Below are 12,220 nucleotides of genomic sequence, written 5' to 3'. Positions count from 1 at the left end.
CGCGGCCCCATCCGGGGCGGATGGGGGCTTACTTCTAAGCGGACGTTCTGGAAGTCCGAGATGGGTGGCAAAACGGACATTGGGGAGCGGATTTCGAAAGTGCACGTGGAGCTCAGGGCTGATTCCGCTCAAGCTCAACCCGGTTGAAGATAACGTGCCAGACCTTGAGCGACCCGTCCGCTGTTCGCCGAAAGGTGATGATGTTGTTCGTCTCGAACGGGATAGGACTTCCGCCGTTCGCAGGATGCCAAGTGCCTTTAACCCGTCCCCTGGTCAGGACCATGTCGGAATAGGAGTGAAGTGTCACAATCTCATGGGTCATGTTGGATCGGCCATGTGACACCTCGGCAGCAAGCACCTTCTGCAGCTCAGCCTTACTCGTAATTGCGCGGCTTCCCTGCGCCATGTGAACGACGTCTTCGCTGTAGATGCTGGTGTCAGTGATGTCCGCGTCGATCTTTTTCAGGATGGCTTTCACCTTCTGAGTATCGTCTTCCACCGAATACGCCATTCCGGTGGCAGGCGGGCTAGTTGGAACTGCAACAGCGAGCGCCGAGGCCGGCAGACGGACGAAAGTGCCGCCGTACCAGTTCCCTGTTGCACGACCGTGGCCATCGTATTGTGTCGACTTCAAAGTATATTCGTCTGGCGACACCCACTCGTAGCGATACTTGCGATAGCTGCCTTCGGGCTCGTCCGTGAAACTCACCTTGAACGTCAGGTTGGAAGCCTTGTCGAATGTTCCGGCGCCGAAGCCGGTGCGCTCCGTCCCGAAATGCGAGAGCCAATGCACCTGTTGTTTCGACGCGTCGTAGGTCCACAACGTGTGACCGTTCAACGCACCGGCTTTGACGACGCAGAGTATGCTGCGGTCAGTGTTCACCCTCGCGCATTCGGTGTGATGATTGGGTATTATCTGTGTTTCGATGGTTCGACCGTCGCCGACGTACTGGAACTTGTCGTCCTTGAGCGTCCACTCGCCGAACAGTGCTGAGAACGGATTTTCGCCGGCGGGCGCAAAGACTGGCTCGCTACGAGCGCTCGCGCCGCCGAATATGAGAAGCAATCCGGCCAATGATCTGCCGAAGAAGGGTCGGGCTTTTCCACCCAAACGGATTTGATGAACCATTATTGCCCCTCTTGATCATGCGGTTGAACACACACTCACGAGTTCGCCACGATTTCCGAGATGTTAGTGGCGGCAATCAATCACGTCCGCGCTCGCTCCAACATTGCCGCAATTCCCTCGTGAATATCCAGCTTCACATATCACGATCTGCCCGAAAGCGGAGCTTCCCAACTTCCGCTTAGGGTCGGAAACGGAAATTGGCTGCGTTCCCGAAAACGGACACTAGGCCCCGAGGACTGATCGCGGACCTTGCGAAGACCCGAGAAGGTCGAAAAGCTGCCGCCCTACCCCACCGCCGCCCCCCGCGCCCCACTCCCCAACCGCATCGCCGCCACATAGATCACCGCCGCGATCCCCGCCCCGACGAACCAGGCGTAGTCATACAGCCCCGTCCACGGCGCCCCGATCCCCGCAGCCGCCGGCAGTCCCGCCGCCTTCAGGAAGCCCGGCAGGTTGGGCGCGACGCCAATCGCGAAGGCCGCCACGGCCGCCGGGTTCCAGCCCTTGCAGTAGGTGTAGCGCCCCGTCCGATCATACAGCGCCTCGACGTCGAGGCGGGCGCGGCGCAGCAGCCAGTAGTCGGCGATCAGGATGCCGGCCACCGGCCCCAGCAGCGCGCCGTAGCCGGTCAGCCAGACGAAGATGTAGCCTTGCGTGCTCTCCAGCAGCTTCCACGGCATGATCAGGACGCCGATGGCCGCGGTGATGTAGCCGCCGGTGCGGTAGCTGATCCGCTGGGGCCACAGGGCCGAGAAGTCGTAGGCCGGGCCGACCAGGTTGGCGGCGATGTTGCACGACACGGTGTCCAGGCTGATGATCAGCAGGCCCACCAGCACGGCGATCCCGCCGATGTTTCCCGACAGCGCCACAGGGTCCCAGATCGGCTTGCCGTAGATCAGCACCGTGGCCGAGGTGACGATCACGCTCATGGCGGCCAGCAGGGCCATGGGACCGGGCAGGCCCACGACCTGGCCGACGATCTGGTCGCGCTGGGTGCGGGCGAACCGCGTGAAGTCGGGGATGTTCAGGGCCAGGGTCGCCCAGTAGCCGGTCATGGCGGTGACGGCCGGACCGAAGTCCCGCCAGAACCGGCCCGCCTTGGCGCCGCCGGCGTCGTAGGCGCTGGGCTCGTGCAGGATGGGACCCAGGCCGCCGGCCTTGGACAGCGCCCACCAGACCAGCAGGCCGCAGACCACGATCTTGACCGGGGCGGTCCAGGTCTCGAGCTTGCGCACCGTCTCCAGGCCCTTGGTGACGAACAGCAGCTGGATGGCCCAGAAGGCGGCGAACGACAGCAGTTGGCCCACGCCGATCCCCAGCACGGGGACCATCGGCCCGACCAGGCTCTTGCCGACCATCACCCCCAGCAGGGTCAGCAGCGCCCCGCCGCCGATCCAGGTCTGGATGCCGTACCAGCCGCAGGCGACGATCGCCCTCGCCAGGGCCGGGGCCCGCGCGCCCCGCCAGCCGAACGAGGCTCTGGCCAGCACCGCATAGGGCACGCCCCATTTGGCTCCCGCATGGCCGATCAGCAGCATCGGGATCAGCACGATGACATTGCCCAGCAGCACGGCCCACACCGCCTGGGTCGCCGACATCCCCTGCTCGATCAGGCCCGCGGCCAGCATGTAGGCCGGCACGGCGATGACCATCCCCAGCCACAGGGCCGCATAGTGGCGCGCCTTCCAGGTGCGCTGGGCGGCCGTGGTCGGCGCCAGGTCCGGGTTCCAGAGGGTGTTGCCGGCTTGGTCTTGGTCCATGTCGCCCCCGCGATCGTGTCGCGGGCCGAGCATGGGTCAGCGAACAGGGGTCGTCACGGGGAAAGTGGAAGGGAGCTTTGAGCGCCCGATCCCCCCGCCGTGGGTGAATCGCCGCTAGAGATAGTCCAGCAGGCTCGTCCCGCCCGTGTTGACGCTGCCGTCGCTGTTGAACAGCGAGGCCAGCTTGTCGGAGAGGTTCTGCAGCTCGACCATCTTGTCGTAGAGCGCCGGGGTCCAGCCGGAGGCCTGGCGTTCCTCGTCGCTCATCCCCGCGTACTGGGTGATCAGGCTCTTGCCGAAGGCCGAGCCGTCCAGGCCCTTGGTGGCGGCGTAGGTGCTGGAGACGCTGTCGCGGCTGCGGGTCTTCACCTCGGCCGCCGCCTGGGCGATCTCGTGCTCGGAGAACTGCTCGCCCTTGTTCAGGGCCACCGCGGCCAGGGAGCGGTCGTCGAACTTGGAGAAGTCGATCTCGCCGTCGTCGGGGCCGGTCGCCATGCCGTCCTTGGTCGCGGTGGCGTACTGCTTGTCCAGCACCGCGCGGACGTCGGAGGCGACCTTGCCGATGTCGCGGGTGCGCGGATTGGCGACCACCCCGCCGACCTCCTTCAGATAGGCCGCGACCGGATCGCCGTCGATGCCGCTGGGCGCGACGCCGGGCTTGGCGGTGGCCTGGGCGAGCCCCTCGGTCAGGGCGGCCTTGTCCTTGGCCCACTGGCCCATGGCCTTTTCCTCGGGACCCGCGGCCTCCAGATTGGCCAGGGCCGCCTTGTAGAGCCCCGCATAGTCGCCGGTCACCCGCATGACCGAGGCCGAGGCCGACAGGGCCGTATCGCGGTTGGCCTTCATCTGCAGGCTGGCGACCACCTGTTCCTCGATCGAGAACTTGCCGCCCTTGTTGCTGGCGATGGCGTAGAGGCTGCGCCGATCAAGGCCCGACACGTCGATCGTCGCCTTGCCGTCCTTCAGGGCGCTGGACGCCTTGGCGCCGGCCAGCAGCTTGTCCAGGGCCGAGCGGGCCGAGGCGATCACCGCGTCGGTGGTGCGGTTGTCGGTCTGGGCGGCCAGGGCGGCCTGGGCCTCGGCCGACAGGGTGACCTTGTCGCCGGAGCCGCTGGTCTTGGCCGCGGCGGCGCTGGAGGCCTCGCTCTTATCCGCTGTCGTCGCGGCCGTCGTGCTGGCCGCGCCGGTGGCGAGATAGGGGTTCGTCGCGTAGCCGTTGGTGACGCTGCTGACCATGCCGCCCTCGAAAAGTCGCCGCGAGATCACGAATCGCGACGGTCTGAAACACGGGATCAAATGGCGGGAACAGGGTTAAGGGCGCATTAACCATGATCGCCGGCGGGGCTGGGGGCGGGCGCATGGGCCTGCCCCCAATCGCGTCCTTACCCCGGCGCGCTGACCTGGGTGACGGGCTGGATGTCGGTGAACTTGGCCACGTCGGCCAGCACCTCGGGGGCGCGAGGGCCGCCCAGGCTGGCGGCCAGGGCTTCGGGACTTTCGAAGGTGAGGTGGACCATGCACACGAACGGCGCCGCGCTTCCGTCCGGTCCCGGCAGCCCCTTCAGCACCTGGACGTCCTTCAACCCCGTGGGCGTGAAGGCCTCCTTGGCCAGCGGGATGTGGACGGCGTCGTAATAGGCCTGGTCGAACTTGGCGCCGGGCGTGGCGGGATAGAGCACGCTGAAAATGACCATGGTCGCCTCCCTCAAGGGACGGCTCGCCGGTCGCGCGCCGTCCGGAGCGGAGTTAAGCACGCGAGCGCCGTCTCGCCAGATTGCCGCGACGGCGCCGGGTTCAGTCCTTGGCGGGCCGGCGACGGCGCGGGACGCGAACGACGGCCTCGCCGTCCATGATCAGCTCGTCGCCGATCAGGCCCTCGCAGCGCAGGGTGACCCGCGCGCTCACCTCGTCGACGGCCGAAACCGTGACGCGGGCCGTCACCACGTCGCCGATACGCACCGGCTTGTGGAAGCCCAGGGTCTGGCTCAGATAGATCGCGCCCGCGCCCGGCAGGATGGTGCCGACCACGGCCGACCCGAACGAGGCCGACAGCAGGCCGTGCGCGATCCGGCCGCGATAGGCGGTCTTGGACGCGAAGGCCTCGTCCATGTGCACGGGATTGAAGTCGTCCGACGCCTCGGCGAAACGCTGGATGCGCTCTTCGGTGATGGGGACGTGCTTTTCAGCGACCATCCCGACCGAGAGTTCTTCAAGGATATAGCCGCCGGAGGGATGAGGTTGGATCATACCGCGCGATAGCCATGATGCGCCGCCATGGCCAGCAAAATACGTGTGAACACGTCCGATCCGGACTTGCGACGCCGAGCCTGGGCGCGGCCCTAGTCCGCGTGCCCCGGCCGGCGCGGGGTGGACCAGGCTTGCGACACGTCGGCCAGGATCACGTCCAGGCAGTCGACGCTGACCTTCAGGTCGCCGCCGCCCGCGAAGGTCAGCAGCACGGCGCCGCCCGGCGCTTCGCCCGGCTCGAACGCGACCGACAGCAGCTCGACCACCGCGCCCTTGGCGTCGCGCCGCAGCTTACGGGCCTGGACGCCGGTGACGTCGCCCAGCTGCAGGGCCGAACGGATGCGCTCGCCCTTCTTGGCTCCCGATTCCCAGCGGAAGCGGTTGCAGGCCAGGGTCAGGGTGCGCGCCGAGGCGTCCCAGCGGATGTCGCCGATCTTGGCCACCGCGTCCTGCAGGGCGGCCGAGATCACCGCCAGGTCGTCGGCGTCCTGGGCCAGCAGCTTGAGGGTGTCAGTCATGATCGAGCTCGCCTTCGACATCGCCCTTGATACGGCGCACCTGGGCCCCGCAGGCGCCCAGCTTCTCTTCCAGCCGTTCGAAGCCGCGGTCCAGGTGGTAGATGCGGCTCACCGTGGTCTCGCCGCGCGCCACCAGGCCGGCGATCACCAGGCTGACCGAGGCGCGCAGATCGGTGGCCATGACCTCGGCGCCTTCCAGCCGCTCGACGCCGCGCACCAGGGCCTCGCCGCCCGACACCGAGATGTCGGCGCCCAGGCGCATCAGCTCGGGGGCATGCATGAAGCGGTTCTCGAAGATGGTCTCGCGGATCCGGCTCTCGCCCTTGGCCGTGGTCATCAGGGCCATGAACTGGGCCTGCAGGTCGGTGGCGAAGCCGGGATAGGGCTGGGTCTCGACATCCACGGCGTTCAGGCGATGGCCGCTGCGCTTGATGATGACGCCGTCCTCGGTGCGGACGACGCCGGCGCCGGCCTCTTCCAGCTTGACCAGCAGGCTGTCGATCAGCTCGGGACGGGCGCGGGTCAGCTGGACCTCGCCGCCGGCCATGGCGGCGGCCACGGCGTAGGTGCCCATCTCGATGCGGTCGGGGATCACCGAATGGGTCGCGCCGTGCAGCTTGGCGACGCCGGTGATGGTGATGGTCGGCGTGCCCGCCCCCTCCACCTTGGCGCCCATGGCGTTCAGGCAGATCTGCAGGTCCAGCAGTTCAGGCTCGCAGGCGGCGTTGTGGATGCGGGTGACGCCGTCGGCCAGCACGGCGGCCAGCATGGCGTGCTCGGTGGCGCCCACCGACACGAACGGGAAGGTGATCTCCGCCCCCTTCAGGCCGCGCGGGGCCTGGGCGTAGACATAGCCTTCGTGCAGGTCGATCTTGGCGCCCAGGGCTTCCAGGGCCTGCAGGTGCAGGTCCACGGGCCGCGCGCCGATGGTGCAGCCGCCCGGCAGGCTCACCTTGGCCTGGCCGGTGCGAGCGATCAGCGGGCCCAGCACGTTGAACGAGGCCCGCATCTGGCGGACCAGGTCATAAGGCGCGAATCCGCTGGTGATCTCGGCGGCGTGCAGCACCGTCTCCGAACCGTCCGGCCCCTCGCGCTCGTCGACGTTCGCGCCCAGACGCGTCAGCAGCTTGCCCAAGAACTTGGTGTCGGCCAGGCGCGGCATGTTGGTCAGCCGCAGCGGCTGATCGGTCAACAGGCTGGCCGCCATCAGCTTGATGGCCGAGTTCTTGGCGCCGCTCACCGGGATGATCCCGTTCAGCTGCACGCCGCCGGTGATGACGATACGATCCAATGAAAGTCCCTCGTCGCGCGGCCAGTCGGGGATGTCGCCGCGCGGTCACATGTGAAAGGGCGGTTCTACTGGTTGCAAGGCCTCGCGCAAGGGGCTGCACGGATTCCTCAAGGTTCCTCCTCAGTCGGATAGGGTCTCGTCGCCTGAAGGGGATGATTCCGGTTTGGCCGCCCCCTTGTCCGCTCCGGCGGGCGCGGCCTTCCTGCGGCGAAGATTGGTGCGCAGCGCCTGGGCCAGCCGCGCTTCGCGCGCGGCTTTCTCGTTGTGGGGCTTGGGGTTCCGGCTCATACGTCCACAGGTGAAATCGCTGCGACGATCGGTCAAGACGATTTTGTCTTTGCCAACGGCCTTTGGTTCGCTATACGCCCCCTCCTCTTCGCCGCGGTAGCTCAGTGGTAGAGCGCATCCTTGGTAAGGCTGAGGTCCTGGGTTCGAGTCCCAGTCGTGGCACCATCGGGGCCCAGATCGAATGATCTGGGCCCCGACCATTTCCAAACCCCTGCATTTCGAAACGAAGACGGCTCTGGGCCGCCAGCGGCGTTCAGGCCGGCGGGCGCGGAAGACGCTCACCCTGCCCGCGACGAACCTCGAGTTCCATTTTGCGGGACCATGTCTCGAAATGTGAAATATATTGCCTTGGCGCGGCGCGGCCGATATTTCTGGGGTCGACGCAGAGCGACGCAGATCGCCCAACGGTGAGACAGAAGGAGGCCGCGCCTTGACGATGCATAGACGCGCCGTCCTCGCCGCGCTCGCCGTCGCCCCGACCACCGGCTGGGCCGCCGAACCAGGCAAACCGATGCAGAGCTGGGCCTTCGACTTCGGCGGCGACAAGGCCGCGCCGGGACATGTCCGGGTCGCCCGCGACGCCGTCTACAACCCCGCCGTCGGCCACGGTTTCGAGCCCTCCCCCGCCGACGGTCCCCTGCTTTTCTCGCTGGCTGTGCCCGAGGGCGACTATCGGGTGACGCTGGAGCTGGGCGGCAAGGCCGCGTCCGACACCACGGTCAAGGCCGAGTCCCGCCGCCTGATGGCCGAGCGGATCATCGCCGGGCCCGGCAAGACGGCGACCGTCGACTTCGTCGTCAACGTCCGCACCGACGCCCTGACCGCCCCGCCGCCCAACGCCCCCGGCGGCGTGCGGGTGCTGCTCAACCCGCGCGAGGAAGGCTCGTACGACTGGGACGACAAGCTGACCCTGGAGTTCTGCGGACCGGCGCCGGCCGTGCGCCGCCTGCGGGTCGAGCCGGTGAGCGTGCCCGTGGTCTACCTGGCCGGCGACTCCACCGTGACCGACCAGCGCTTCGAGCCGGGCGCCAGCTGGGGCCAGATGCTGCCCCGGTTCTTCAAGTCCGACATCAGCGTGGCCAATCACGCGGAGTCCGGCGAGACCTTGAAATCGTTCCTGTTCGAACACCGGTTGGACAAGCTTCTGAGCCGCATCAAGCCGGGTGACTGGATGCTGATCCAGTTCGGACACAACGACCAGAAGGTGGGCTGGCCCCAGACCTACGCCGAGGCCGCCACCACCTATCGCGACTATCTGAAGGCCTATATCGGCGAGGCCCGCCGACGCGGCGCCAAGCCGGTGCTGGTGACCTCGATGCACCGTCGCAAGTTCGACGCGGCGGGCAAGATCGTGAACACCCACGGCGACTACCCCGAAGCCGTGCGCGCCGTCGGCCGCGAGACCGGCGTCCCGGTGATCGACCTGCTGACGATGAGCGCGGCGTTCTACGAGGCCCTGGGCCCCGCCGACGCGCCGAAGGCGTTCGGCGACGGCGGCAAGGACGCCACCCATCACAACAACTACGGCGCCTATGTGCTGGCCCAGTGCGTGGTGGCGGGCCTCCGATCGCAGGTCCCCGACCTGGCCGCCCACCTGCTCGACGGCCTGCCGCCGTTCGACCCGGGCAAACCGCCCTCGCCCGATACGTTCGTCCTGGCCCCCAGCGCCGCGCACAGCACCGAGGCTCCCCGTGGGAATTGAAATGGCGCCTGATCGTCGCTCGCTCTTGGGCCTGGGCGCCCTGGCCTTGGCCGCCCCCAGCCTGGCCCGGGCCCAGACGGCCGCGCCCTCGACCATCGAGGTCATGGACCTGTGGCCCGGCAAGGCGCCCGGCGGCGAGGCGGTCACGGTCACCGAGCAGGTGATCCTGCGCAAGCCCGGCGGCGATCCCAACGACACCGCCTTTCTGAACGTCACCAAGCCCTGGCTGATGATGCGCCGGCCGGCTAAGCCGAACGGCGCGGCGATCCTGATGATCCCCGGCGGCGGCTATATCCGCGTGGCGGTCAGCAAGGCCGGCGGATCGATCGACGCCTGGATCGCCGACCAGGGCGTGACCGCCTTCGTGATGGACTACCGCCTGCCGGCCGACGGCTGGGCGGCGGGGCCGGACGTGGCGCTGCAGGACGCCCAGCGCGCCATCCGCCTGATCCGCGCCAATGCGGCCAGGTGGGGCCTGGATCCCGAGCGGATCGCGGTGACCGGCTTCTCGGCCGGCGGCCACGTCGCGGCCCGGCTGGCCACGCGATTCGCGACCCAGACCTACGCCCCGATCGACGCGGCCGACCGTTTGCCGACCCGGCCGATGGCGGCGGGCCTGTTCTATCCGGTCGTCACCCTGACCGCGCCACACGCCCACGGCAGCTCGCTGAAGTCGCTGCTGGGGACCAACCCGACCGACGCTCAGCGCCTGGCGGTCTCGGCCGAGCACGACATCCCCGCCGACGCCCCGCCGACCTTCATCGCCGCCGCGGCCGACGACAAGGTGGTGGCGATGGAGAACAGCCTGATGATGTTCCAGGCCTTGCAAGCTCGGAAGATCGCCAGCGAGCTGCACATCTTCGAGTCCGGCGGCCACGGTTTCGGCCTCACGGGTCCCGGCGGCGTCGCCATGCCCTGGCCGGCCCTGCTGAGCGCCTTCTTCAAGCGGCACGGCCTCTACGCATGACCCGCGCGCCGTTCGACGTCCGAACGTTCGGGGCGCGGGGCGACGGCGCGACCCTGGACACCGACGCGATCAACGGGGCGATCGCGTTCGCCCACGCGGCCGGCGGCGGCGAGGTGCTGCTGCCGGCCGGGCGCTGGCTGTCGTTCTCGATCCGGCTGCTGAGCGGCGTCACCCTGCGGCTCGACGAGGACTGCGTGCTGGAGGCCGCCGATCCGGCCCGGCATGACGGGGCCTATGATCCGGCCGAGCCCAATCCGTTCGACCTCTATCAGGACTTCGGCCACAGCCATTGGCGCAACAGCCTGATCTGGGCTGACGATGTCGAGGACGTCGCCGTCGTCGGTCCGGGCCTGATCGACGGCGTCGGCATGACCCGAGAGGGCCCCGGCTCGCGCTGGACGCGCCAGGCGGGCGAGTTTCCGGTCAGCATGGCGGGTCTGTCCGAGGAAGAGATGGCGATCCTCGTTCCGGACCTGGAGGCCATGGCCGGCCAGGGCAACAAGGCCATCGCCCTGAAGAACGCCCGCCGGGTGCGCCTGGACGGCTTCACGATCTGGCGCGGCGGTCACTTCGCTGTGCTGGCCACCGGCTGCGACGACCTGAGCATCCGCAACCTTCTCATAGACACCAACCGCGACGGCCTGGACATCGACTGTTGCCGCGACGTGACCATCGCCGACTGCCGGGTCAATACGCCCAACGACGACGCCATCGTCCTGAAAAGCTCGCTGGCCCTGGGCGAGGCGCGGGCCACCGAACGCATCGAGATCACCCGCTGCCACGTCAGCGGCTTCGACCTAGGCACGATGTTGGACGGGACCGAGGGCCGCACCCAGCAGCTCGCGCCGGACCAGGATCGCGTCACCGGCCGGATCAAGCTGGGCACCGAGTCCAACGGCGGCTTTCGCCACGTCACCATCAGCGACTGCACGTTCACCCGCTCGCGGGGCCTGGCCCTGGAGACCGTCGACGGCGGGGTGATCGAGGACGTCACGATCCGCGACATCGTCATGCGCGAGGTCACCACCGCGCCGCTGTTCCTGCGGCTGGGCGACCGGGGACGCGGTCCGGACGGCACGACGCGCGGCGCCATCCGGCGGGTCAGCGTGCGCGGCCTGACCGCCTGGGACATCCTGCCTGACTACGCCGCCACGATCGCCGGCCTGGAGGGCGATCCGATCCAGGATGTCGAGCTGACCGACATTCGCCTGGTCTATGCCGGCGGCGGCGAAGCCGATTGGGCTGACCGCCGGCCGGACGACATGGCCCACGCCTATCCGGAGCCCAGCATGTTCGGCCCGACTCCCGCTCACGGCCTGTGGGCGCGACACGTGGACGGTCTGACCTTGACCAACGTCCGTATCGAGACCCTGGCGCCGGACCCGCGCCCGGCAATCCTGTTGCAGTCGACGCGGCGCGTGGCGCTGGGCGGACTGGACGCGATGGAGGAGGCCTGATGCGCCGCCGAACTCTCCTGGCCGGCCTGGCCTGTCTGGCCGCCGGCCCCGCCCTCGCCGCTTCGGACGGGCTTCCTCGGCGTGGTCGCCGCCTGCACGCCGACGACTTCCGCCATGGCCTGGACCAGTGGGTCCTCGAGGCCGAGAAGCCGGCCAAGGTCGTCGTCCAGGGCGGCGTGCTCGACATCGACACCCCCGCCGGCCTGACCCTGTGGTTCCGTCCCGAGCTGATCGGGCCGGTGATGATCGAATACCAGGCCCAGGCGGTCTCGGCGGGCGGCCCCAACGACCGGGTCAGCGACCTGAACGCCTTCTGGATGGCCCGTGACGCGGGTGGAGGCAGCCCGCTCGCCACGCCCCGAACAGGCGCCTTCGCCGACTACGACACCCTGAAGACCTACTATGTGGGCCAGGGCGGCAACGCCAACACCTCCACCCGTTTTCGCCGCTATGTCGGCCGCCCGGGCGAGCGGCCGCTGCTGCCGCAACACGACCACGCGGCGGCCGACGAGATGCTGGTTCCCAATCGCTGGCAGACCGTGCGGCTGATCGCCGACGGCGGGCTGATCCAGTACTGGAACGACGAGCTCAAGCTGTTCGAGCTGAACGACGCCGAGCCCTACACCCGCGGCTGGTTCGGCCTGCGGACCACCTTGAGCCACCTGCGGGTGCGGCGGTTTCGGGTGTACGCCCTGGCGCGATAAGCGCCGCTGCCGTCCATGGCCTTCAATTTTGCCGTCATTCCTGCCCTTGTGGCGGGAACCCCTCTGTCCGCCGCAGGTGCAGGGGTGTGGCGCGCCAGCGCGCCATTTCGCTTCACCGTCATCTGAACCAGGGGTTCCCGCCACAAGGGCGGGAATG

At 68.4% G+C, this 12,220-nt stretch carries 12 protein-coding genes and 1 tRNA gene; 5 read left to right on the top strand and 8 right to left on the bottom strand.

Annotation, left to right across the window (positions count from 1 at the left end):
- Window positions 1-112 precede the first annotated feature (112 nt).
- The 8 genes from WAL33_RS11525 to WAL33_RS11490 form a co-directional block, all read right to left on the bottom strand.
- A complete protein-coding gene (locus tag WAL33_RS11525; protein ID WP_422181523.1) occupies window positions 113-1,129 on the bottom strand; it encodes a YybH family protein in 1,017 nt (338 codons plus the stop codon).
- A 284-nt stretch (window positions 1,130-1,413) separates the two neighbouring features.
- Window positions 1,414-2,889 (bottom strand): NCS1 family nucleobase:cation symporter-1, encoded by a 1,476-nt coding sequence (locus WAL33_RS11520; RefSeq protein ID WP_422181521.1) that lies wholly within the window; start codon window positions 2,887-2,889, stop codon window positions 1,414-1,416.
- Window positions 2,890-3,003: 114 nt separating this feature from the next.
- On the bottom strand, window positions 3,004-4,125 hold the full coding sequence (locus WAL33_RS11515) for a hypothetical protein (RefSeq protein ID WP_422181519.1): 1,122 nt from the start codon (window positions 4,123-4,125) through the stop codon (window positions 3,004-3,006).
- 146 nt (window positions 4,126-4,271) lie between these two features.
- Window positions 4,272-4,583, bottom strand: a complete 312-nt coding sequence (locus WAL33_RS11510) for an EthD family reductase (protein WP_422181517.1) — start codon at window positions 4,581-4,583, stop codon at window positions 4,272-4,274.
- 100 nt (window positions 4,584-4,683) lie between these two features.
- The gene (locus WAL33_RS11505; RefSeq protein WP_422181515.1) at window positions 4,684-5,136 is read right to left on the bottom strand and encodes a MaoC family dehydratase; all 453 of its coding nucleotides are present in this window, start codon (window positions 5,134-5,136) and stop codon (window positions 4,684-4,686) included.
- A gap of 92 nt (window positions 5,137-5,228) precedes the next feature.
- Window positions 5,229-5,654 carry a DUF2948 family protein gene (locus WAL33_RS11500; RefSeq protein ID WP_422181513.1) on the bottom strand — a complete coding sequence of 142 codons (426 nt, stop codon included), beginning with the start codon at window positions 5,652-5,654 and terminating at the stop codon, window positions 5,229-5,231.
- Window positions 5,647-6,945, bottom strand: a complete 1,299-nt coding sequence (gene murA / locus WAL33_RS11495; RefSeq protein WP_422181511.1) for a UDP-N-acetylglucosamine 1-carboxyvinyltransferase — start codon at window positions 6,943-6,945, stop codon at window positions 5,647-5,649. The genes WAL33_RS11500 and murA overlap by 8 nt, the downstream gene beginning before the upstream one ends.
- Window positions 6,946-7,065: 120 nt before the next feature.
- Entirely contained in the window at window positions 7,066-7,269 is a 204-nt protein-coding gene (locus tag WAL33_RS11490) for a hypothetical protein (protein WP_422181509.1), read from the bottom strand.
- A 54-nt stretch (window positions 7,270-7,323) separates the two neighbouring features.
- Here WAL33_RS11490 and WAL33_RS11485 point away from each other — a divergent pair.
- The 5 genes from WAL33_RS11485 to WAL33_RS11465 all read left to right on the top strand — a co-directional run bounded on the left by WAL33_RS11485 (window position 7,324) and on the right by WAL33_RS11465 (window position 12,063).
- Window positions 7,324-7,398, top strand: a tRNA-Thr gene (locus WAL33_RS11485).
- A 271-nt stretch (window positions 7,399-7,669) separates the two neighbouring features.
- Complete coding sequence (locus WAL33_RS11480; protein ID WP_422181525.1) at window positions 7,670-8,935, top strand: rhamnogalacturonan acetylesterase; 1,266 nt, start codon at window positions 7,670-7,672, stop codon at window positions 8,933-8,935.
- Window position 8,936: 1 nt separating this feature from the next.
- Entirely contained in the window at window positions 8,937-9,902 is a 966-nt protein-coding gene (locus WAL33_RS11475) for an alpha/beta hydrolase (protein ID WP_422181507.1), read from the top strand.
- Window positions 9,899-11,359: a rhamnogalacturonidase gene (locus WAL33_RS11470; protein ID WP_422181505.1), complete on the top strand. Its 1,461-nt coding sequence runs from the start codon at window positions 9,899-9,901 to the stop codon at window positions 11,357-11,359. Before WAL33_RS11475 ends, WAL33_RS11470 begins: the two co-directional genes overlap by 4 nt.
- The gene (locus WAL33_RS11465; RefSeq protein ID WP_422181503.1) at window positions 11,359-12,063 is read left to right on the top strand and encodes a DUF6250 domain-containing protein; all 705 of its coding nucleotides are present in this window, start codon (window positions 11,359-11,361) and stop codon (window positions 12,061-12,063) included. Before WAL33_RS11470 ends, WAL33_RS11465 begins: the two co-directional genes overlap by 1 nt.
- Window positions 12,064-12,220 lie beyond the last annotated feature (157 nt).

The sequence above is a fragment of the Caulobacter sp. genome, from assembly GCF_049283275.1.
Lineage (GTDB): Bacteria > Pseudomonadota > Alphaproteobacteria > Caulobacterales > Caulobacteraceae > Caulobacter.
The sequence above is the reverse complement of the archived record's forward strand: the minus strand, read 5'-3'. Positions and strand labels throughout refer to the sequence as shown.

Bases quoted from the DNA above. Each gene is read 5' to 3' on its own strand.
- WAL33_RS11525 (WP_422181523.1), bottom strand. From the start codon at position 1,129: ATGGTTCATCAAATCCGTTTGGGTGGAAAAGCCCGACCCTTCTTCGGC.
- WAL33_RS11520 (WP_422181521.1), bottom strand. From the start codon at position 2,889: ATGGACCAAGACCAAGCCGGCAACACCCTCTGGAACCCGGACCTGGCG.
- WAL33_RS11515 (WP_422181519.1), bottom strand. From the start codon at position 4,125: ATGGTCAGCAGCGTCACCAACGGCTACGCGACGAACCCCTATCTCGCC.
- WAL33_RS11510 (WP_422181517.1), bottom strand. From the start codon at position 4,583: ATGGTCATTTTCAGCGTGCTCTATCCCGCCACGCCCGGCGCCAAGTTC.
- WAL33_RS11505 (WP_422181515.1), bottom strand. From the start codon at position 5,136: ATGATCCAACCTCATCCCTCCGGCGGCTATATCCTTGAAGAACTCTCG.
- WAL33_RS11500 (WP_422181513.1), bottom strand. From the start codon at position 5,654: ATGACTGACACCCTCAAGCTGCTGGCCCAGGACGCCGACGACCTGGCG.
- WAL33_RS11480 (WP_422181525.1), top strand. From the start codon at position 7,670: ATGCATAGACGCGCCGTCCTCGCCGCGCTCGCCGTCGCCCCGACCACC.
- WAL33_RS11475 (WP_422181507.1), top strand. From the start codon at position 8,937: ATGGCGCCTGATCGTCGCTCGCTCTTGGGCCTGGGCGCCCTGGCCTTG.
- WAL33_RS11470 (WP_422181505.1), top strand. From the start codon at position 9,899: ATGACCCGCGCGCCGTTCGACGTCCGAACGTTCGGGGCGCGGGGCGAC.
- WAL33_RS11465 (WP_422181503.1), top strand. From the start codon at position 11,359: ATGCGCCGCCGAACTCTCCTGGCCGGCCTGGCCTGTCTGGCCGCCGGC.